Source organism: Candidatus Sulfurimonas baltica (assembly GCF_015265455.1).
Taxonomy (GTDB): Bacteria; Campylobacterota; Campylobacteria; order Campylobacterales; family Sulfurimonadaceae; genus Sulfurimonas; species Sulfurimonas baltica.
This window is the reverse complement of record NZ_CP054492.1, coordinates 1,952,723-1,974,799: the sequence shown is the minus strand read 5'-3', so window position 1 is coordinate 1,974,799 and position 22,077 is coordinate 1,952,723. Positions and strand designations below refer to the sequence as shown.

Here is a 22,077-nt window from a genome sequence, read left to right as displayed (position 1 = left end):
ACCAAAATTATACCGCATCTTTAATATAAATATATAGCGCAGACGAGCCTATATTTAAAGTTTTGTCTTCTATAATCTCCCCATCACGCGAGTAAACTGTAAAGAAATCTTCATTTTTTAACGTTGTGGGCTTAAGACTCCAGTGTATCTGTAAAAGAGTGCCGTTTACCAAACACTGAAGAATGTAATAATCCCTTTTTATATCCAGCCTTAAAAACTGCGCATTTTTTAAGTTAGATAACATAAATTTATAAGTAGTAAATGCTGAACGTTTTTTAATAGAATCTCTAGAGTCAATAAGACCGTAACCAGGTGCAATAAGCTGATGCCAAGATACAGAGTCTACTTGTTGTGACGCAAATGCTAAAAGGTGGTATCGCAGCATAAAATCTGCATACAGCTCTTCATCAATACACTCATGTTCACTAGTAGGGGCATATGGTGCAGTGCCGGAAATAGGCCAGTTTGTCTCTGTTACATGTAGTTCTTGACCCACTTTTGGACTAATCCATACCATTGTGCTTAGAAGTGCTATTTTATCAGATAGATTAAATCCTAATTGTCCATTTTCAGGCGCACCTCTTCTGTCTACGTAAAGCAGCGAGGAAATTCCATCGTAGCGATATTTAAATAAGTTAAATAGAGTATGGGCTGTGAAGTGATACTCAAAGTCTATAACACCGCTGCCGATAAGTTTTACATCTGGAAATTTTGATGTTTTTAAATCATATGCAGTTTTAAAAAAACGGTTATATTCATCTACGCTGAAAAAGCCCCATTTTGCTCTGTTAATGGTTGACCCGATTTCAAAAATATCTACATGTAGGCTAAGTGAAGAAAAAATTGTCTCTAAATCTTTTTCTAAAAGCACTAAATCTTCAACATGCTCTCTGTCCTGGAGTATCTTTAATGTGATTTTTTTATCTCCAAGAGCTTTTATAAACTCTTTAAGTTCAGGAAATGCCTCCATCTCCCATAGTTTCAAGCGGACTAGAACCCTTTTGACTTCTAGCTCTTCAACAAGTTCTAAAGTTAGCTTTGGCTCTCTTTGGTAATCTACACCTAGGCAGAAGAAATCATTTGAGTTTATCTTTTTTCTTTTTACAAAAGGCATTAAAACTAATGATAATGGCAGTAAAACAATAGAAATAAAAAAAGTTTTTAAGAGAGAATAAAACTCTTTTTTTCTCATTTTCTTTTTAAAGCCTCTGTCTTTTAATTGGTAAGGCTGATCGGAATAATTATCCCATTTATATGGCTGTTTCATTGTCGTATTTTATCTTCTGTTACTTAAATTTTAGTTCAATTGGATATAATTTCAAAATTATTATAGTAGAGGATATCGATTGAAAACAGTATGGAAAAGTATAGCGTTTGTAGCGCTGATTGTGTTGACTTATTATTTGTGGGATGTATATGTAAATTTTAAATTTAGAGAAATTAGTGAAAATAAAGTTTATAAATCTGGATTGATTAATCCAAATAAAATTGAGAGTTTTTTAGTAGACAATAAAATAAAGACAGTGATAGATTTACTTGACCCAGGTGTGCAGGATAGCCAAAACCCAGCACAACAAAAACATATAGATGCTGAAGATGAAGCAATTAGTGAAGTAAATAGAAAAAATAATTTAAACATTAAACATGTGAATATACCATCAGGACAGGTCCCAACAAAAAAAACATTGACTAAATTTTTTGAAATATTAGATGATAAATCGAATTATCCTGTTCTTATACACTGTTACCATGGAGTAGGGCGTGCAAAAATATACAGTGCTATATACCGCATAGAGTATGAAAACTGGAATAATGCAGATGCAAGAGATAAGACTAGACTTATGGTTGAAGGTTTCGGATATAAAAGCTCGTTTGCCGACGGCAAAGAAAAAGGTGATTTTTTAATGAACTATAAACCAAGAAGTGCAGGTGAAAACAGCACATTTTATGCACTAAAAGATTAAACATGTATTTAAATTTACCAAAACATTTAAGGTTTTTACTTTTTGTATTTTTCATAGAAGTTATTGTTCTTACTATTTTAAGAGTGGCGTTTTTTATAGCATTTTGGGATAATGGTCTAGAATACTCATCTTCTGAAGTGGCATACTCTTTTTGGTTGGGGCTAAGATTTGATATCCAACTAATAGCAATTGTAAATTTGCCTATATTACTTTTTGGCGGTATAAAAAAAATCGGAATATTTGAGCATACAAGAGCGAAATACTTTTGGATGAATTATATTATGCTTACAAACATTGTAATTATAAACCTGTATGTCATCAACTTTGCATACTATGATTTTTTCCAAAAACTCGTAGACTCTACCATCATAAGGTACTTTTACAATATTAAAACAGCTATGTCAATGCTTATTGATGGATACCCAATTTTTTCAACATCTGCCGGAGTAGTTCTGTTTTTAGTACTTATGTTTTTTATTTTTATTAAAATGTACAAAAAAGTTGATAACCAAGAAAGCAAACTGATTGTCGGAAAGAAAAAATTCTATATTTATGCTCTGTTTAGTATCGTTTATATTTTTTCTGGTTATGGAAAATTTGAATGGTACCCTTGGAGATGGAGTGAAGCCTTTTATTCATCAAATAATTTTTTATCATACCTGGCTTCTAACCCTGTGACATATTTTTCCAATACGTTAAAAAATAAAGATATAAAATATGATGAAGAAAAAACTAAAGAGTATTATGATTATGTGGCAGAACTTTTAAACATAAAAGACAAAGACCCGAAAAAGCTTAGTTTAGCAAGGGTAGTTAAGCCAGAGCATAAAGAAGAGTATAAGTTTGATAAGCCAAATATTGTATATATCTTGGGTGAGTCAACATCCTATGCAAGAACAAGTATGTCTGGAAATCCTTTAAATCCGACTCCATTTTTAAAAGAGATGAGTGATAGCGGAATATTATATAGCCGTTATTACACTCCTCATGCCGGAACTGCCAGAAGTGTCTGGACATCTATGACCGGACTGGCTGATGTTGAGAGGATGAAAACAAGCACTAGAAACCCTATGGTTGTAAATCAAAATATGATTTTAAATTCGTTAGAGGGTTATGAGAAATTTTATTTTATTGGAGGAAGCCTTAGTTGGGGAAATATCAGAGGTGTTATTTCTAATGTCAATGATATTCACATCTATGAGGAACCAAACTACAAAGACTCTCCTAGCAATGATGCAGCATGGGGAATAAGCGATGTTCATCTTGTAAGCGAGGTAAACAATGTCATTAAAAATGTTAAGAAGCCTTTTTTTGCCTTTGTTCAGCTCTCTGGGAACCACTCTCCAAATACTATTCCGGATGAAAACTTTGGTTTTGAATATCCAAAAAATCTCTCTCAAGAGGATATGAAAAAATACAGTTTTAGCGGCGGGGAGGATGACTTTAAAGGGCAAAAATTTCTTGATCACAGTGTTGAGAGGTTTATAACCCTTGCAAAAAAAGAGAAATATTTTGAGAATACTATTTTTATTTTCGTAGGAGACCACGGACTTGCTAAAAGAGGTGACCACATGCATCAGGCCGAGCAAGTGTTTTCTACTGCCACTTTGCATACCCCTTTAATTATTTATGCACCAAAGCTTATAAAACATCAAGAGATTACCTATCCTGTAAGTGCTGTTGATATTATGGCTACCATTGGAGGTCTTAGTGGTCAGCAATATATAAACTCAACAATGGGGAGAGATTTGCTTGATAGAAATTTTGATGAAAAACCACATTATGCATACTATATGGATCATGGGAATAATCCAACTTTGAGTTTAATAGGTGATGAGTTTATTTTTAAAACTCAAGCAGACGGGACTAATAAAAGACTATATAAATATTACTATGACAAAAAAGATGAGAATCTAATATCTGCATATCCTGAAGTTGCGAAAAAGATGGAAAATGCATGTAGAGGTATTTTTGAATCTACAAGATATGTAAGGTTTAATAACTCAACAGCTGATGTTGAGAAATGCATTGAGTTATCTCGTTAACGTCAATATCTCTAATAGAAAAATCGCTAGGATCAAGTTTTAAAGGGTCAACTTTAGAGCTTGACTTTACAACTTTATTTATATTTGTTATATAAGTATTTCTGTACTCTGGGGTATTGCCAAATATTGTAACGGAAGGAATATTTAATCCCCAAGCCATGTGCGTGGGACCTGTATCTCCGCCTATTGCAATTTTCGCACCGGCTACAATAGATTTAAGTGCATCCAGATTTCCTTTAGGTGCAATAATAGCAAAATCACTGTTTTTAACTATCCAGATTGCTGTTTTATGCTCCTCTTCATTGCCCCAGACTATAATTGTTTTTTTTCCAAGTTTGTTTACAAGGTCTGCAAATTTTTCTTTCGGGTATATTTTATTCTCTTTAGAAGCGCCAACTACTAGAACTATATATGGCTCAGTAGCTTTTTGCTCCGTTTTAGAGAAAAATAAAAATTTATCTTTCTCTAAAATGTCGTTTTTTGTATATTGTATATCCAGCGACTGACATATAACCGCCATGTTTCTATCAATCGCATTTTCTTTATAAGCAATATGAATTTTTTTATTATAAAAAAATGAAGCTACACTCTCTCTTATGGAGTTTTTGTCAAATCCGGCAATGGTTTTTGCTCCGATAATTCTAGAAACAAGAGCCGACTTTAACAACCCTTGTGCATCAATAATAATGTCATAGTTGTTTTTTGAATATGTTTTTAGAAGTCTGTACTGAGTAAATATGTCAAGTTTGTTCTTTTTTATAGACTTCAGATTGACATTTAAAATATTATCTATGTGAGGATTGTTCTCAAGCACACCTTTAAATCCACTCTCGACCACCCAGTCAATTTGAGCCGAAGGTATATGTTTTTTTATAAATTGTAAAGCAACCATAGCATGGATAATATCTCCCATAGCAGAGAGTTTTACGATACATATTCTCATGCTGTTTACCCTTTTTTTATTATTGAAATAAGGCGAATTATATCCTTTTTAGGGTAAAATCCGCCATTATGATTTATAAGGTTTTGAAAAATGAGAGAACATTGTTTTAAATATATTCAAATCGGTGTGAACTAGTCTTTGAATATTTTAATCTGTCGCACAGATAAGCTTGGAGACTTTATAACTGCTCTCCCAGCAATCTATGTATTAAAACATTATAATACTCAAAATAAGATTATAGTTTGTGTCGCCCCACTTAACAGAGCATTGGCAGAGTCTTGTGATTTTATAGATGAGGTTGTTGTCGATAGTGGGCAGAGTCTATGGAATTTGGCTTCAGCTATTCGTACATGTAAGATAGATGCTTCAATAGCTCTTTTTTCAAATACTCGTATAGCTATTACTTTGCTTTTAGCAGGTATCTCAAAACGAATTGCTCCTGCAACAAAAATAGCCCAGATTTTTTATACACAAAGAGTTTTACAAAGAAGAAGCGAAGTTAAGATGGCAGAGTTTGAGTATAATCTAGAACTCACAAAAGCACTGTTTTCTCACATAAATTTAGAGTACAAAAAACCACTTTTAGAGTTTACCGATTCTAAAACTGTATATGATATCTTTCGTATAAATAATGACATTGAAAAAGAGGTTATAGCATTTCATGTAGGTTTTGGCGGCTCATCAGATGCCAACTGGAACCTAGACGAGTATGAGATACTGATTCGTGAGGTTTTAAGACAGAAAAGATATCAGGTAGTTCTTACTTTTGGACCTGATGAAAAAGAACTGTATGAAGAGATGCAAAGTAGATTTATAGATGAAGGGGTCGTCTTTTATCTCTCTCTTGATGGTTTGATATACTTTGCAAAGCTTATAAGCAGTTTTAAACTTTTTGTCAGTACTTCAACAGGCACTTATCATCTCGCCTCACTTGTTGGTTGTCCAACTATGACCTTTTTTGGTGATAGTTTATTTGCAAGTTCTAAAAGGTGGAAAAGCTTAGGTGAAGAAAAGCTTCAACAGCATTTTATGCTACCTCAGGATAAAACCAAGAGAGATAAAATATTTGAAGAAGTTAAAAAAAAGCTATTGCTTTAATTCTCTATTTAATTCATAGAGTTTTATATATTTATAAAAGTTTGTAGCCATGTGGGAAAAAGCTATAACTAAACCTGGGTAACCATCTAAAAATCCACCTTTTAGAAAATAAGTTTTGAAAAAGGAAAACCCACCATTTAAAAATGCTTTTAGTGGAGATGAACTTTTTTTACCAACATTATCATTCGCGAATATAGTTGAGTAACGGTCTAGCTTTACGATAAAATCTGTAATATTTGAATATGGATAATGTTTTATAGCCCCATTGATTGACTCAATCTTAAAGCCATCTTCGATGATTTTCTCATGTACCTTTTTGTCCGTAAATGAAGTTTTTGAGCGATTATAAACTCTTGTTATTATATCATTCCCCCAGCAGTGTTTAATTTGAGTAGTTTTGTAGTAGTTAGTTCTTAATATTGTATATAAACTCTTCTCATCTAATTTAGTAGTTTTTAGATTAGTTACAAACTCTTGTGATAACACTTCATCTGCGTCTAAAGACAGTATCCAATCATTCTTTGCAAAAGTTGCGGCTCTGTTTTTAGTAGGACCAAATCCTAAAAACTCACCCTGTATTAGATTTGCATTTGTGTAAGTTTTTGCAATTTCATCAGTTTTATCAGTTGAATTATTACTGTATACAACTACATCATCAAACTCAATTAAAGAGTCAAGAACACTCTTTATTGTCGCCTGAGCATCTTTAGCTATCATAACACAAGAGATATTTTTAATGCGTTGTTTAGTCATTTACCTCTTGCCCTTTTAATCTTTTTTTTAGATTTTTAATCTTTTTGTTTTTATTTGAAAAGAACAATACTTGTTCAACAAATTTATCATCACATTGATAATGCTTTTTATACTCGGTTGCCATAATGGTTAATATCTCATCACTTGCCCATAGTTTAGAGAAGTTTTGTGCTCTTTGGTCTTGGTTGAATTCAAAGAATTTCATCCTATTAATATCTACAATTTTAAAGATGTAATCACTTTCAATTTTTTTAATTAAAATATTTCCAGGGGAGTAGTCATCATGAAATATATTCTTATTGTGAAGTTCTAATGTAAATCTTGAAAATGCTCTAAATACTTCTTTTTTATCATGAAAATTAGAATCTAGCAGGGGTTCTCGTATAGTAAAGTCATAGTCAAACTTTTCACTTATAAAGTAACTCTCTTTTAAGAGACCAAGTCTGTAAAACTCAATATAGCCAATAGGAGTCGGAGTAAAATCTCCAATTTTTAGTGAGTATTCATAAGATTTTTTTGCTTTTGAATCTCTAAAAAAAGAGTAAGCAATTTGATTTACTATGTTTGGAATTCTAAACGATTTTACAACAGTAGCCACCTCTTTGTTGTCAATTGTTTTTAATTCATTTCTAGCTTTATGGATAGTGTTTTCATTTGCATTAAAGTAAGACTTTATATTTAGTAAAAAGTCTTTAAATACTTTATATTCTTTATTAAGCTGATATTTGTAGTTCATTAAGTATGCCTAAATTAAATAGTTATTTATAAGTTTTTGGATAAAATAAGGCTAATTATATCGTAAGATACCTTATGAATTAAAACGATGAGAATGCTTGGTGAGAATAGAGATACGTAGAAATATTGAAAAATTTTTAAAAGGTAAAATAAATCGTTTAAGGAAAAATCAGGATGGCTTTACCATTGTTTCTAATAACTGTTGGGGAACTTTTATATATAAAAAGTTTGGATTATATTGTCAATAATTTACAAAAAGATTAATAGGATTAATTAGTGTCAAAAAATATTTTAGAATTTTGTTTATCTCCTGATTTAGGTGGATTAGAGCTTTGTGCTATTGAGTATTTTAAGTATTTTAAAACACAAACTTATTCTTATCTATGCGTAGCCCCCAATAAAAAACTTGATATCTATTTAGAAGATGAAAATAAGTTCACACTAAAAAGAAATAAGTTATTTCCAATACTCCCAGCTTTTAAGTTAGCAAAATTTATAGATAAGAATGACATAGACGTAGTTCATTTTCATTGGACTAAAGATATAGCCACTGTTGTACTAGGAAAAGTACTTAGTAAAAGGAAGCCTAAGATTATCCAAACGAGACACATGACTATGACCAGGTTTAAAAATGATTTTTACCACAAGTGGCTTTATAAAAATATAGATACAATACATGCAGTTACATATCAAGTAAAAGGGCAACTTGAACAATTTATACCATCAGAAATAAGACCTAAGTTAGAGATGGTTTATTTAGGAGTTAATGAGATTCTTGTTAATGATGAAAAAATTATTAATCTAAAAGAACAATACAACATAAAAGATGAGTTTATAGTTGGAATTGTAGGTAGAATTGAAGAGAGTAAGGGACAATACTTAGTAATAGAAGCCATTGCTAAACTAAAAAAATTAAATATAAAAGCTTTAATAGTCGGTCATGCTATGGATGAATCTTATATGGCAGAGTTGAAACTAAAAATAAAAGAATTAGAGATTGAAGATAAAATTATTTTTACTGGTTTTACAAAAGATGTCAATGAGCATATAAAACTATGTGATGTAACAGTATTAGCAACACCTAAGGAGACTTTTGGGCTAGTTGTTATAGAGTCAATGATAAATAAAGTACCAGTGATAGCTACTGCAAATGGTGGCCCACTTGAAATAATTGATAATGAAGAAGATGGACTTTTATTTGACAGAACCACTGAAAACTTAGTTGAAAAAATTGAGTTATTATTTATAAATACAGAGCTTAAAAATAAGTTAGCGCTTAATGGATACAAAAAAGTAAAAGAAGTGTTTGATAAAAATACACAAATGCAAAAAATGTATGAGGTGATAGATGAAAGTTAGTATTATAGTTGCTGTATATAAAGATGTAGAATCCTTAGCTTTAATCATAAAAGCATTGCATAATCAAACATATAAAAATTTTGAAGTTGTAATAGCTGAAGATGGTAATTCACCTCAGATGCAAGAGTATATTAAAACAATTGAGAATTTAGAAGTAATACACACCGCACAAGAGGATATTGGTGTTAGGAAAGCAAGGTCTCAAAATAATGGACTTTTAGCTTCTAGTGGGGAGTATTTGATTTTTATAGATGGTGACTGTATACCTTATAGTAATTTTGTAGAGGGGCATGTCTTCTTATCAGAAAACAAGACAGCACTTAGTGGCAGGAGAATGAATATACCTGTTGCACTAGTAAAAAAAATACGTGAAGGTTTAATTGATATAAATGATATAGAAAATAATCTTTGGAAGTATAGCTTACTTATTTTTAACAAGCAGGTTAGATTTAGACAGGGAATATTTCTAAATCCTAGAGGGTGGATATATAAACTTATCTCAAAAAGAGATATAAGTGCTTCTATATTGGGGTGTAATTTTTCATGTTTTAAGAAAGACATGATTGATATAAATGGCTTTGATGAAAGTTATGGAGAGACAGCTATCCCTGATGATATGGACTGGGAGTGGCGCTTTAAAGCTTTTGGCCTTAAGCTTAAATCATGTAAAAATGTGGCTAACATGTTTCATTTAGATCATAATATACACGATAGAGGAGATGCTATACCTTATTTGAAAATAATGTATGAGAGAAAAAAATCTGGTAAATATATCTGTGAAGAAGGATTAAATACTCATGACGTATAAAACAATATTGCTAATTTTACAAAAATATTTACTTGTTAAAAATTCTTTTCGTTCTTCTAAATATAATAGATTACATATAATGTCCATATTGAGACATAGTAAAATACGAGTAAGTGGTATTGATAATTCTGTAGAATTATGTGATGGGAATTTTAAAAGAGTTAAAATAGGTATAGATGGAAATAATAATAAGATTACTATAAAAAAAGACACCTATATTAGAAATTTAGAGATAATAATGCAAGGTAGTAACCATACACTTTGTATAGGTCAAAGAACAGAAATAGGTGGAGCAACTATAGTTTGCTGTGGAGAAAATAGTAGAATATTGATAGGGGATGATTGTTTATTGGCATCAAATATAGATATAAAATCTTGTGATGGGCATTCTATTTATAAAAATAATGAAGTAATTAACAATAGCAAAGATATTATTATAAATAATAATGTTTGGATTGCCCAACATGTTAATATTTTAAAGGGAGTCACTATTGGCAATAATTCAGTTATAGGTATAAATAGTTTACTGACTTCAAATATATTTGAGTCCAATGTTGTTATAGCTGGAGTTCCTGCTAAAGTAATTAAAAGAAATATAACATGGGGGAAAGAGAGAACATTATGAGTTTAAAAGTGTCATTTATTACAATTAACTATAACTCTTCAAATTATACTATTAAACTAATTGAAAGTATAGAAAAATATACTACGTTAGAATATGAAATAGTTATAGTTGATAATGATTCCAGAGAAGAAGATTATTCTAATTTGAAAAAATATATCAATTCCAATCAAAAAATACAATTAATAAGAAATACTATAAATGAAGGCTTTTCCTCTGGAAATATGCTCGGTGTACAATATGCTAGAGGAGAGTACTTTTTCTTTATAAATAATGATACACAACTCTTAAATGATGCTACTTTAGTTATGACTAACTATTTGCATAGCAACTTGCATATTGCTCTAGCTACCGCCAAAGTTAACGATGAGAATGGAAATTTCTCTTCTTCATATAAACTATTTCCAAGTGTAGTAAAAGAGTTATTTGGAAATTCAATTGCAAGGACTTTTTCTAAGCATAATTTTCCAAGCAATAAAATAAAACTAGATGTACCAACATTAGTAGAAGTAGTAAGTGGTTCTTGCATGTTTTTTAGAGCTAGAGATTTTGTTGAAATTGGTGGATTTGATAAAGAATTTTTCTTGTATTGTGAGGAGGAAGATTTATCTAAAAGAGTCTGGGATTACGGTAAAGAAGTTGTGTTTTTGCCAGAAGCTCAAATATTTCACCATAGTGGAGGAAGTACAACAAAAAGCTTTGAAATAGAAAGAGAATACTACATTTCATATAATATTTTAATAAATAAACATTTCAATAAACCCAGTGTTTTTATATTAAAGTTATTATTGATTTTAAAGCTTTTTAGAAGAAGCTTTAAAAGAAAAAATGGGTTAAAACTTTTTTTATGCGTATTGAATGGATGTACAAAAAATTTAAGCCTAAGAACGTTGCAACACTAGGTGAGTTTTTTAAGTTTTTCTTTATTGTAATAAAGTTTTAATGTAAGAGCGGATAATAAAGTGAAAATTTTACCTATTTTAGAGAATAGAAAAATCATATTAACACTTGCAGTTGCAAGTAAAATCACAACAAAGATTACTTGGACAATTTTCAAATAGTAATCATTAACTTGATATTTTAAAAGCTGATAAAATATATTAAGAAATATTACCAATCCTATGATTCCAAACTGCAAAGAGTTATCTAAAAATTCACTATGCAAACTCCCTCCACTACCACTGTCTAAATTATTTTTCATGGAGTTATAATTTGATTTATCATTTTCAACTACTTTAATGTATTCTAAGAACTCATATTGATGATCTCCTGTACCAAATCCAAATAGCAAACTTTCTTGTAGTAAATCATAGCCATATTTATGAAAGCCAATTCTCGTACCAGTAGAAGTATGATAGTTTTCTTTTTCTACAGCTGCAGCTGTTTCATTAAAAAAGCTGTTTACTCTTTGATGAAAAGTATTACTTAGACTATAGGCAAGTATATAACCTCCTATAATGAGCACAATTGATATGGGAATCATCCAGTACTTTTTATGCTTTATGGTTATCATAGCTGTTACAACTAGAATAGATATAGCATATAGCCCATATCCTAGTTTGGACTGAATGATAAATATATTACTTGAAGCACTTATAAAAAAGAATACATAAAGTAATTTTAGTGATATATGTTGTCTAATTGTGATAATACCATAAAGTAAAATACCCATAGAGATAGATAGAACTGTACTATACTGAGTGTATGATGACATAAAAGGAACATTTGTTCCCCCACCAGAATATTGCAAATATGGTATATGTATACCCATTAACATGAGATAGCTTATTATTTCACTGAAGAATATTCCTAAAATAAATCCAGCTAAAATTTTATATATGAAGTCCTCTCTTATAATTGCGACAAATAATATAATATATAAAATATATCTAAAGTTTGCCAATTTATAAGATGCTATATCAATGTGTTGACTTCCTAGCATCCAAACTAAATGCATAAAATAAAATAAGACAAATGCTAGCACGACTTTATCTTTGATAGCAAATAAGAATTTCTCTTTAATATTACCTGACAATAAGAATAGGACTACAATCACGCTAAAAATAGTCCTGGTAGTAGATGCATAAATAGGTAAAAAGAATGCGTATGCAACCAGTAAATAATTTGCATACAGTGTAAATTCATTTTGTTTACTAATTCTAAAATTATTAAGTTGATTTATCTTAATATATATTATGTTTACCATATTTACCTACTAAAAAATGATATAAGCCCAAAAATTTAGCATATATTTTTTTAAATTTATTGTCTTCATAGAAAATTATTTTTGTTACTTCATGAATAAATAAGATATTTATAATTTTAAATATACTAGCCTCTTTTGAAAATTTTTTGCCATACTTAGATGCTATATATAAATAATTCCTTGCAAAGTAATATATTCTTTGAGGATTGTGTTCTGTTTTTATTTTTATTTTTTTAGTAATTAAATTTCTTCTTTCAAATAAGCTTCCTAAATTATGTTCCACTAAAACATCTTTAAAATATAAAATTTTATAATTTTTTTCTTGAGCTTTAAAGCAGTAGTCATAATCTACTAAGTCAATAAAAAGTTTATCTTCAAATCGACCAATTTGATTAAATAGTTTTAGATTCAAAAAATTACCAGAAGTAATTACTATGAATTTTTCTTCATAATTGCAAGTTGGATTTGATGGAAGATGCTCTTTGGCATTATATAATGTATTTGCAGCGAATAATGCAATGTTGTCTGTATTGTTAAAATTAAGCAAACAAGTTTTATAGTGATTAAAATTGATAAATTCACTATCTTGGTCCATAGTAAGAATCCAGTCGTAGCCTAGCTCAATTGCTTTATCACAAGCTATATTTAACGCTGTCGCTATTCCAATGTTTGTATTATTATTGATATAAATTAAATTATCAAAAGATTGATTAATATTTTTAATTAAATCCAGATTATGTGTTGTTGAATTATCAATTACTATTAATTTATCAACCTTATTAGCATATGATTTGATATTATTAAATATTTTATCCTCAGGGTTATATAATACTACTGAAGCGGCTATTTTAAACATATTATGTGTCACTGTTATCATTCTTTTTTGCAGTTATCCAAAATTGTAATGTATTAATTGTTCTGAATATCTTTGGAATTATAAGATATCTTGTTTTTTTTAGAAATTCTTTAATAGGTTTGTTCTTATAATCAACAATATTTTTCATTTTTAAGATTTCATATCCACAATCACTTAATAATTTTTTCAAACTTCTTTTTATATAAAATCTAAGTATTTCATTTCTGTCGGTACTTGAACTTGTATTAATTAACATTGTTATATACACCTTGTTTTGTATATTTAAGTAAATACCACTCAACAGTCTTTACAATTCCACTATCAAAGTCTTCATCAGCTCTCCAGCCAAGTTCATTTTCAAGTTTTGTTGCATCTATGGCATATCTTCTATCATGTCCAGCTCTATCTTCTACAAAAGTAATAAGTTCTTTGTAGTTCTTTATGCTTTTGTTAGATTCCCAGTCAAGCTGAGAATGACTAGGTAAGGGAACTTTTTCATCAAGAATTAAACAAATAGCATCAACTATCTGTAAATTAGTTCTCTCATTTCTTCCGCCGATATTGTAAACATTAGCTTCCTTACCTGTGTGATAAACCAAATCTATACCTTTGCAGTGGTCAAGCACATATAACCAGTCTCTTATGTTCTTACCATCTCCGTAGATTGGAATACTCTCACCTGCCAGTGCTTTTCTGATAATAGTAGGAATGAGTTTTTCATCATGTTGTTTTGGACCATAATTATTTGAGCAGTTTGTAATGACTGTGTTCATTCCATATGTCTCTTGGTAGCTTCTTACTATCATATCTGAACTTGCTTTAGATGCTGAGTAAGGGGAATTTGGAGCATATGGTGTCTCTTCTGTAAAGAGGTCTGTCTCATTTAGAGTTCCATATACTTCATCTGTTGATATATGGTGAAATCTACAACCTTTATAGTTTTCTTTATATTCAAATGGTTTATTCATCCAGTAGTGTTTAGCTACATCCAATAGTGTGAAAGTTCCGTTTACATTTGTTTGCACAAATACACCAGGGTTTTTGATGGAGTTATCTACATGTGACTCTGCTGCAAAGTGAATGACACCGTTTATGTCATACTCATTAAATATGAACTCAACAAGTTCACGATTACAGATATCACCCTTTATGAACTTGTATCGTGGATTACCTTCACACTCTTTGAGATTTTCTAAGTTTCCAGCATATGTGAGAAGGTCTAAATTTATTAAATTGTAGTTTGGATATTTATCTAAAAAATAAGGGACAAAGTTGCTTCCTATAAATCCTGCACACCCTGTTACTAATATGTTATTCATTCTATTTCTCCCATAGTTTTTAGGCACTCTTTTAAACTATCTTTCCAATATGGGATAGTTAAGTTGAATTCTTTTTTGATTTTTGATTTGTTTAGTAGGCTGTAATGTGGTCTTAGTGCCGGTGTCGGATACTCTTTTGTTTCAATTGGATTTATTTCACATGTAAGTTTTGCCATAAGCATAATCTCTTTAGCAAAGTCGTACCAGCTTAGTACCCCTTCATTTGAGTAGTTGTAAATTTGCACTTTTTCATTTTTTATATTTGGAAGTATTTCTAAAATAGCTTTTGCCAGATCTCTTGCATAAGTAGGTGTTCCTACTTGATCGTAAATAACACCTAGTTGTTCTTTTTCTTTGCCTAAGCGAAGCATTGTTTTTACAAAGTTAGCTCCAAATGACGAGTAAACCCAAGAAGTTCTAATGATAATAGAGTTTAAAGGATTTACCTCTTGCATTGCAAGTTCACCATCAAGTTTAGTTTTTCCATATATGCCATTTGGATTTGTTGTATCTGTCTCAATATATGGCATAAAGTGTTTACCATCAAATACATAGTCGGTTGAGACATGAATAAGTTTTATATTTTTATATTTTGATATTTGTGCCAAGTGCCTAACAGCTTGATAATTAATTTTATCTGCTAAATCTTTATCGTCTTCTGCTTTGTCTACAGCAGTGTATGCCGCACAGTTTATAATTATATTTATATTATTAATATCTATAAAGTTTTTTATTGATTGTTCATCTGTAATGTCAAGTTCACTTCTGTCTGTAAAGAAAAAGTGATAACCGTCATTCTCAGCTTGACTGGGAATCTCATGTGATAGTTCTTTTATCTCTGAGCCAAGCTGACCTTTGCTTCCTGTTACTAAAATATTAGTCATTATAGTAATTTACTCCATATTCAAATAAGTCATTAGTATCATGTAGTTTAGGCTGTATCTTGTCTTTTGCAGATAGATTTAACTCGGCATGTGGAACTTGCCAATCTATTTTTAGTTCTTTATCATCAAAGGCAATCCCTCTATCATTTTCAGGCGAGTAATAGTTGTCTACTTTATAAGCAAATACAGTATCATCTTCTAAAACAACGAAGCCATGAGCAAAGCCTCTTGGAACTAGCAGTTGTTTTTTATTTTCAGAACTTAACTCAACTGCTACATGTTGACCAAATGTTGGAGAATCTTTTCTTATATCTACTGCAACATCTAAAACACGACCTTGTATTACACGCACTAGTTTAGTCTGAGCAGCAGGATGAAGTTGATAGTGAAGACCTCTTAAAACTCCTCTTGAGCTTTTTGATTCATTGTCTTGGCAAAAGTTGATTGTATATCCTAAAAACTCTTGAAGCTTGTCAGCACGAAAAGTTTCTACGAAATAACCTCTCTCATCTCCATGAACTTTTGGTTCTATGATAACAACATCTGGGATATCTGTTCTTATAAAATTCAAATTATCTTAAACCTCTTGGCTGTGATGCTCTTCTTATAAGGTATTGTCCATACTGATTTTTCTTGAGTGGTTCTGCCAATTCCAAAAGTTTTTCTTTTGAGATGTATCCCATCTCATAGGCTATTTCTTCTATACAGGCAACTTTTAGTGACTGACGATTTTCAATAGTTTGTATAAACTGAGAAGCCTCCAGCAAAGACTCATGAGTTCCAGTATCAAGCCAAGCATAACCTCTTCCCATAAGTTCAACTTTGAGCCTATTCTCATTTAAGTAGTCTTGGTTTAGAGTTGTGATTTCTAATTCACCTCTGTCACTAGGTTTAACATTTTTCGCTTTTTTTACCACATCGTTAGGGTAAAAGTAAAGACCGATTACTGCATAGTTTGACTTTGGCTCAGTAGGTTTTTCTTCAATAGAAGTTACATTACCAGCTTTATCAAACTCAGCAACACCATAACGCTCCGGGTCACTTACGTAGTATCCAAACACGGTGGCTTTATTTTCCTCAGATGCATTTTTTACGCTTGTTGATAGAAGATTTGTTAATCCATGACCATAAAATATATTATCACCGAGTACTAAACATACATCATCATTGCCAATAAACTCTTCTCCTAAAATAAATGCCTGAGCAAGACCATCTGGACTTGGTTGAACCACATAAGAGAATTTCATACCAATATCAGACCCATCACCTAATAATTCTTCAAATCTTGGTAGGTCTTTTGGAGTGGAAATTATTAAAACTTCAGTTATACCAGAAAGCATTAGTACAGAAAGCGGATAGTATATCATTGGTTTATCATAGATAGGCATTAACTGCTTGGAGACGCCTTTAGTTATAGGGTAAAGTCTTGTACCAGACCCTCCTGCTAAAATTATTCCTTTCATAAAGACTCTCCTTCTTTTAGCTTATTTAATCCATTTAAACAAATATAGCGATTTTTGTCAAAAGCCTCTTTTAGAATTTTATCATTTATTCCAAGGTCCACATTATTAAAACCTTTTTTGTGATAAAGATGATATACATTAGCAATATTTCTACAAGATATTACTTCAATACCGCTTGCTCTGAAGCGCCAGTTGATATCAACATCTTCACCAACAGATGGTAGTTTAAAGTCTTCATTGAACCCATTTATTGACTCCATATCTTCTTTATAACATGAAAAATTACAGCCTATTAGATAATTGATGTGTTTTTTTTGAATGATTTTATTATATAAAAAGCCTTTTGGATTAATATATATTCCATCTTCATAATGCCTTACATTGTCTTTATGTAAAGATATAATTCTTCTTATAAAGCTATCTGATAATTCATCTATGGTTAATTCATGTGCTAAAAGTTTTTGAGTGTAGTTGGGACCAAGTTCTACTCTTTTACCTGAGCAAACTCTTTTTGGTTTTGAGCAATAAATATGCCCCTCCACAAATCGTTTGTGCAGGACAACATCACCATCTATAAATATAAGATAATCACCACTTGCTTTTTTTATAGATTTGTTTAAGGCTATGTTTTTTCTCCATTTTAAATCTTCTTGGTTTAAATGTATAAGGTGTGGGATTGTTAAACTATCTATAAACTCTTTCATCTCAGGAGATTGACCATCTTCTGAAACAATTATCTCATTTACATTTATAGTTTGATTTAAAATAGAGTCCAAAACAAGCTTAAGTGCTTTTACATTTTTATAAACTGAAATTATTATGGTTGTTGTCATATAATTGTTTTTTCCATCTTTAATCTTCATATTTGTTTAGCCTTTTATTAGATCTTCTTTTTTTGCATGAATCCATTTGCCTCTTGGCTTATCAATATATTGAAAATACTCGTTTGTAAAACTCCCTTGCACACATGTAATACGGTAAAATCTGTGATTTACCTTTTTGTCTCCAATAGCAATGTTTAATACATTAGGACCTGTTAGGTTATATATTCCACCATCTAGATTTTTATTTACTATGTTGTCTACAATAATGTTGAGGCTTTTTTCTAAAACGGGATTATTTTTTTGGCTAGCTATAAAGTAGTTACTGTAGTGCTGCTTTGTCAGTAAAAAAACCTCTGTATCATCAGGTTTGATTATTTTAGATAGTGGCCATACAAGATGAGCATCGATATCCATGTATGTTCCGCCAATATGGTTAAGCACAAACACTCTCCAAAAATCAGCCTGTGAAGCACCGTCTGTCAGTTGTTCAAATGCCTCGCTTATCTCTTTTGGAGCATTGGTTTTCATATACTCTAGTCTTGCCTCTGTGCTTACATAACGATACTCATGATCCAAAGACATAAGACGATTAAACAAGTAGTTTAAATATACAGGCAAGCTTACATTGTTCGTGTAGTTTGTTTGCCAAATAATTTTTGGAATCTTACTTGCAGTTTTTGACGTAAAAATAGGTTTGCTGATTTCAGGAATTTTAAAACGCTTTTTTGGAAAAATATAATGAAACGGATAACATAAAGTTTTGGTAATAGTTCCTAAAATTTTAATTAAACGGTTTGATACTAGAATTGGAAATGACATTTTCGCCCCATAGAGATTTAAATTACAAAAAATGTTTCCAAATTTGTAAAAGAATAATAGCAAAAATATGTTTTGATTTACTTGAAATTGTTCTTTCTCAGAAGGTCAATCTATTTTATTTGTTATTATAATTAATGTAATATACGTTTATTAGTTTCTTGGAGATATATTTGAAAAAAGTTTTAAAAAGATTTTTACCATACATAAAAGAGTACAAATTACAATATTTTTTAGTTTTAATAGGGATAATATTAACAGTTAGTGCAACAGCAGCAACAGCGCATATTATGAAACCATTGATGGATGATATGTTTATAAACCGTAAAGAGGAGATGTTGTTTTTTATCCCTCTCGGACTGATAGCAATTTATTTTTTAAAGGCAATTGGTCGCTATATACAGTCCGTTTATATGAGCTATATAGGTCAACATATAGTAACCAGATTCAGAGAAATTTTGCTCGAAAAAATGATAAATCTAGATATGGGATTTTTATACCTAAATCGAAGCGGTGAGTTGATTTCCCGTGTAACCAATGATATTGGGAGAATCCAGTACTTTGTGGCAAGTATGCTTCCCGAGCTGTTTCGTGAGAGTTTAACAGTAGTTGCTCTTATTGGGTATGTTATATATTTAAATCCACATTTGGCATTTTACTCTTTGGTGGTTTTACCTGTAGTTATTTATCCTCTAATTTTAATAGCAAGAAAGTTGAAAAAATATTCACACCGTTCACAGGATAAAAATGCTGATGTAGTAACAAGGCTGACGGAAGTTTTCAACAACAGTGAAATCATTAAAGCAAATGCAACTGAAAAGTATGAACTAAACCGTTTTAGCGTTCAAAACTGGCAATTTTTCAAAATAAACATGAAAGCAGTTTATGTAGGGGAAATTGTTTCTCCAATGCTAGAGATAATTGGTGCAGTAGGTCTTGCTGCAGTTATTTTCATAGGTGGAAGAGAAGTCTATAACAACAATATGACAGTAGGCGAATTTACGGCATTTTTAACAGCTGTTGGGCTTGTTTTTCAGCCTGTACGCCGTATTGGCTCAATATACTCGAAAATTCAAGATGCTGTTGCTGCGAGTGAGAGAGTTTTTGAAGTAATAGATACAAAAAGTAAAATTCAAGATGGAGAGAAACTTCTTAAAGAAGATATTGTACATGTAGAGTTTAAAAATGTAAAACTGAAGTACGAAAATGCTTACGCTCTAAACAATATAAACATAGATATAAAGCAGGGTGAAAACATAGCTCTTGTCGGGGATAGCGGTGGCGGAAAATCTACCTTTATCAACATGCTTATACGCTTTTATGACCCTGATGAGGGAGAGGTTTTAATAAATGGCAAGAACATAAAAGAGTACAAACAAAATTCGCTAAAACATCATATATCTTTAGTGACGCAGAGAATATATATATTTCAAGATACATTGGCGGCAAATGTTGCCTATGGTGAAGAAAATATAGATGAACAAAAGGTTCTGCAAGCTTTGGAGTTGGCAGATGCCTCTAGTTTTGTTTCATCTCTTGAAAATGGGATTTATACAAAAATGGAAGAGTTTGGCGCCAATCTCTCAGGTGGACAGCGTCAACGTGTTGCAATTGCCAGAGCAATTTACAAGCACTCATCACTGCTTCTTTTTGATGAGGCAACGTCAGCACTGGATAATGAGAGTGAAAAAAGAATACAAGAGGCTTTGAATGAATATACCAAAGATAAAATTACCGTAACTATTGCGCATAGATTAAGTACCATCGAGCATGCCGATAAAATTTTAGTTATGCAAAAGGGTAGAATAGTTGCAAGCGGGACACATAAGCAACTTCTGCAAGAATCAGAAATTTATCAAAAATTAGCAGGAAAGTTTAAAAATTAAATTAATCAGTATTTCAACACTTTTTAGAGATAATCGCAGTAATAATATAAAAAACTAAAAGTTTTGTGGCCAAAGTGGTCCAAGCGAAGCCTTAAAAGCTCTGCTTTAGAAGACATAAGGATTAAAATGTTAGATTTTGCAAAATTTACAAAGTACTCAAAACCGGGTCCACGCTATACGAGTTATCCAACAGCATTGGAATTTAGCGATGCATATGGTTATGATGAGTATATAAACAAGTTAGAGTCTCAGGATTCATCACGTCCGATTAGTCTTTACTTCCATTTGCCTTTTTGTAGAAATGCATGTTATTTTTGCGGTTGTAATGTTGTTTTTACATCTAGAGAAGACAAGATGACACGTTATATTGATTACTTAAAAAGAGAATTGAAAATACTATCTTCACATGTTGATTGTAACCGTGAAGTATTGCAAATGCACTTTGGCGGAGGTACACCTACCTTTTTTAGTGCTTCTCAACTTAAAGAGATTATTCAAGAGATTAAAAAAACATTTCCAAATTTTAGAGATGACGCAGAGATTAGCTGTGAGATTGACCCTCGTCATATAGATGAAGATCAAATGCGTGTTATGCATGAAGAGGGTTTTAATCGTGTAAGTTTTGGTTTACAAGATTTTAATGAAAAAGTGCAAACGGCAGTTCACAGAATTCAGCCTTATGATATGAGTAAAGCTGCTATGGACTTAGCCAGAAAGTATAATATGGTTTCTGTAAATGTGGACCTTATTTATGGGCTTCCTTTTCAATCATTAGAGACTTTTAAAGAGACCCTCGCTCTTTCACTGACCTTAGATCCAGATAGATTTGCAGTATTTAACTACGCACACGTTCCTTGGCTTAAAAAGACTATGAGAAAGATAGACGAAACAACTCTTCCTCTTCCTGATGAGAAGCTTCAGATTATGCAGTACACAATCGATTTTTTAACTTCAAAAGGTTATAAAATGGTTGGAATGGATCACTTTGCTAAGCCTGAGGACGAACTATTTAAAGCTATAGAAAAAGGTGAACTTCATAGAAACTTCCAAGGTTATACCACAAAAGGTGGAGCTGATTTAATTGGTGTAGGGCTAACTTCCATTGGTGAGGGTATAGATAGTTACAACCAAAACTTTAAAGATATGAAAGAGTATGAAGCGGCTATTGATGCTGGAAAACTCCCTTTTGAGCGTGGTGTTGTTTTAAATGAAGATGATTTGATTCGTCAATATGTAATAATGGAACTTATGAGTAATTTTAAACTTGATATAAATAGGTTTAATGAAAAATTTGATGTTGAATTTAAAACTTATTTTTCAGATGCAATTGAGGCTCTTAAACCTTTTGCAGAGGACGAACTTTTAACTATGGATGACAGCAAAATAGAGTGTAGTCATACAGGAACTCTGCTCATTAGAAATATTTGTATGCCGTTTGACGCTTATATGAAAAAACATACATCAAGCTCTAAAGCATTCTCTAAAACGGTATAAAA

Annotated in this window: 23 protein-coding genes; 10 read left to right on the top strand and 13 right to left on the bottom strand. The window is 31.2% G+C overall.

The window, feature by feature from the left end:
• Positions 1 to 7: 7 nt before the first annotated feature.
• Positions 8 to 1,267, bottom strand: coding sequence for a glycosyl hydrolase (locus HUE88_RS09905; RefSeq protein WP_194368604.1), 1,260 nt, complete (start codon positions 1,265 to 1,267; stop codon positions 8 to 10).
• Between the two features lie 79 nt (positions 1,268 to 1,346).
• Here HUE88_RS09905 and HUE88_RS09900 point away from each other — a divergent pair, with 79 nt between their 5' ends.
• Together HUE88_RS09900 and HUE88_RS09895 are read left to right on the top strand one after the other, a co-directional pair.
• Positions 1,347 to 1,964, top strand: a complete 618-nt coding sequence (locus HUE88_RS09900; RefSeq protein ID WP_194368602.1) for a dual specificity protein phosphatase family protein — start codon at positions 1,347 to 1,349, stop codon at positions 1,962 to 1,964.
• A gap of 2 nt (positions 1,965 to 1,966) precedes the next feature.
• Positions 1,967 to 4,009, top strand: coding sequence for an LTA synthase family protein (locus HUE88_RS09895; RefSeq protein ID WP_194368601.1), 2,043 nt, complete (start codon positions 1,967 to 1,969; stop codon positions 4,007 to 4,009).
• Here HUE88_RS09895 and waaC read toward each other — a convergent pair.
• Positions 3,960 to 4,952, bottom strand: a complete 993-nt coding sequence (gene waaC, locus HUE88_RS09890) for a lipopolysaccharide heptosyltransferase I (RefSeq protein WP_194368599.1) — start codon at positions 4,950 to 4,952, stop codon at positions 3,960 to 3,962. The genes HUE88_RS09895 and waaC overlap by 50 nt on opposite strands.
• Positions 4,953 to 5,090: 138 nt before the next feature.
• Between waaC and HUE88_RS09885 the strand changes: the two genes are divergently transcribed.
• Entirely contained in the window at positions 5,091 to 6,050 is a 960-nt protein-coding gene (locus tag HUE88_RS09885) for a glycosyltransferase family 9 protein (RefSeq protein WP_194368597.1), read from the top strand.
• Here the strand turns inward: HUE88_RS09885 and HUE88_RS09880 are convergent.
• Both HUE88_RS09880 and HUE88_RS09875 read right to left on the bottom strand, forming a co-directional pair.
• Positions 6,039 to 6,803 carry a glycosyltransferase family 2 protein gene (locus HUE88_RS09880; RefSeq protein ID WP_194368595.1) on the bottom strand — a complete coding sequence of 255 codons (765 nt, stop codon included), beginning with the start codon at positions 6,801 to 6,803 and terminating at the stop codon, positions 6,039 to 6,041. The two genes, HUE88_RS09885 and HUE88_RS09880, sit on opposite strands and share 12 nt — an antisense overlap.
• Positions 6,796 to 7,539, bottom strand: a complete 744-nt coding sequence (locus HUE88_RS09875; RefSeq protein WP_194368593.1) for a hypothetical protein — start codon at positions 7,537 to 7,539, stop codon at positions 6,796 to 6,798. The genes HUE88_RS09880 and HUE88_RS09875 overlap by 8 nt, the downstream gene beginning before the upstream one ends.
• A 100-nt stretch (positions 7,540 to 7,639) precedes the next feature.
• Here HUE88_RS09875 and HUE88_RS14165 point away from each other — a divergent pair, with 100 nt between their 5' ends.
• Genes HUE88_RS14165 through HUE88_RS09850 form a run of 5 tightly spaced genes read left to right on the top strand, consistent with a single transcriptional unit; the run spans position 7,640 to position 11,229 of the window.
• A complete protein-coding gene (locus tag HUE88_RS14165; RefSeq protein WP_194368591.1) occupies positions 7,640 to 7,786 on the top strand; it encodes a DUF1919 domain-containing protein in 147 nt (48 codons plus the stop codon).
• Between the two features lie 28 nt (positions 7,787 to 7,814).
• Positions 7,815 to 8,897, top strand: coding sequence for a glycosyltransferase family 4 protein (locus tag HUE88_RS09865; protein WP_194368589.1), 1,083 nt, complete (start codon positions 7,815 to 7,817; stop codon positions 8,895 to 8,897).
• The gene (locus tag HUE88_RS09860) at positions 8,887 to 9,705 is read left to right on the top strand and encodes a glycosyltransferase (protein ID WP_194368587.1); all 819 of its coding nucleotides are present in this window, start codon (positions 8,887 to 8,889) and stop codon (positions 9,703 to 9,705) included. Before HUE88_RS09865 ends, HUE88_RS09860 begins: the two co-directional genes overlap by 11 nt.
• A complete protein-coding gene (locus HUE88_RS09855; RefSeq protein ID WP_194368585.1) occupies positions 9,695 to 10,330 on the top strand; it encodes an acyltransferase in 636 nt (211 codons plus the stop codon). The genes HUE88_RS09860 and HUE88_RS09855 overlap by 11 nt, the downstream gene beginning before the upstream one ends.
• A complete protein-coding gene (locus tag HUE88_RS09850) occupies positions 10,327 to 11,229 on the top strand; it encodes a glycosyltransferase family 2 protein (protein ID WP_194368583.1) in 903 nt (300 codons plus the stop codon). The genes HUE88_RS09855 and HUE88_RS09850 overlap by 4 nt, the downstream gene beginning before the upstream one ends.
• Here HUE88_RS09850 and HUE88_RS09845 read toward each other — a convergent pair.
• The 9 genes from HUE88_RS09845 to HUE88_RS09805 are packed head-to-tail and all read right to left on the bottom strand — an operon-like array spanning position 11,226 to position 18,698.
• A complete protein-coding gene (locus tag HUE88_RS09845) occupies positions 11,226 to 12,533 on the bottom strand; it encodes an O-antigen ligase family protein (RefSeq protein ID WP_194368581.1) in 1,308 nt (435 codons plus the stop codon). The genes HUE88_RS09850 and HUE88_RS09845 overlap by 4 nt on opposite strands.
• Positions 12,511 to 13,389 (bottom strand): glycosyltransferase, encoded by an 879-nt coding sequence (locus HUE88_RS09840; RefSeq protein ID WP_194368579.1) that lies wholly within the window; start codon positions 13,387 to 13,389, stop codon positions 12,511 to 12,513. The genes HUE88_RS09845 and HUE88_RS09840 overlap by 23 nt, the downstream gene beginning before the upstream one ends.
• 1 nt (position 13,390) lies before the next feature.
• A complete protein-coding gene (locus tag HUE88_RS09835; protein WP_194368577.1) occupies positions 13,391 to 13,645 on the bottom strand; it encodes a hypothetical protein in 255 nt (84 codons plus the stop codon).
• Positions 13,635 to 14,708 carry a dTDP-glucose 4,6-dehydratase gene (gene rfbB / locus HUE88_RS09830; protein ID WP_194368575.1) on the bottom strand — a complete coding sequence of 358 codons (1,074 nt, stop codon included), beginning with the start codon at positions 14,706 to 14,708 and terminating at the stop codon, positions 13,635 to 13,637. Before rfbB ends, HUE88_RS09835 begins: the two co-directional genes overlap by 11 nt.
• Positions 14,705 to 15,592 carry a dTDP-4-dehydrorhamnose reductase gene (gene rfbD / locus HUE88_RS09825; RefSeq protein ID WP_194368572.1) on the bottom strand — a complete coding sequence of 296 codons (888 nt, stop codon included), beginning with the start codon at positions 15,590 to 15,592 and terminating at the stop codon, positions 14,705 to 14,707. Before rfbD ends, rfbB begins: the two co-directional genes overlap by 4 nt.
• Positions 15,585 to 16,163, bottom strand: a complete 579-nt coding sequence (rfbC, locus tag HUE88_RS09820; RefSeq protein ID WP_194368570.1) for a dTDP-4-dehydrorhamnose 3,5-epimerase — start codon at positions 16,161 to 16,163, stop codon at positions 15,585 to 15,587. Before rfbC ends, rfbD begins: the two co-directional genes overlap by 8 nt.
• 1 nt (position 16,164) lies before the next feature.
• Positions 16,165 to 17,055 (bottom strand): glucose-1-phosphate thymidylyltransferase RfbA, encoded by an 891-nt coding sequence (gene rfbA, locus HUE88_RS09815; protein WP_194368568.1) that lies wholly within the window; start codon positions 17,053 to 17,055, stop codon positions 16,165 to 16,167.
• A complete protein-coding gene (locus HUE88_RS09810; RefSeq protein ID WP_194368566.1) occupies positions 17,052 to 17,918 on the bottom strand; it encodes a glycosyltransferase in 867 nt (288 codons plus the stop codon). Before HUE88_RS09810 ends, rfbA begins: the two co-directional genes overlap by 4 nt.
• 6 nt (positions 17,919 to 17,924) lie before the next feature.
• Positions 17,925 to 18,698 carry a glycosyltransferase family 32 protein gene (locus tag HUE88_RS09805; protein WP_194368564.1) on the bottom strand — a complete coding sequence of 258 codons (774 nt, stop codon included), beginning with the start codon at positions 18,696 to 18,698 and terminating at the stop codon, positions 17,925 to 17,927.
• A 170-nt stretch (positions 18,699 to 18,868) separates the two neighbouring features.
• On the opposite strand from HUE88_RS09805, the gene HUE88_RS09800 reads away from it, so the two are divergent.
• Together HUE88_RS09800 and hemN are read left to right on the top strand one after the other, a co-directional pair.
• The gene (locus HUE88_RS09800; RefSeq protein ID WP_194368562.1) at positions 18,869 to 20,581 is read left to right on the top strand and encodes an ABC transporter ATP-binding protein; all 1,713 of its coding nucleotides are present in this window, start codon (positions 18,869 to 18,871) and stop codon (positions 20,579 to 20,581) included.
• A 126-nt stretch (positions 20,582 to 20,707) separates the two neighbouring features.
• Positions 20,708 to 22,075, top strand: coding sequence for an oxygen-independent coproporphyrinogen III oxidase (gene hemN / locus HUE88_RS09795; RefSeq protein ID WP_194368560.1), 1,368 nt, complete (start codon positions 20,708 to 20,710; stop codon positions 22,073 to 22,075).
• Positions 22,076 to 22,077 lie beyond the last annotated feature (2 nt).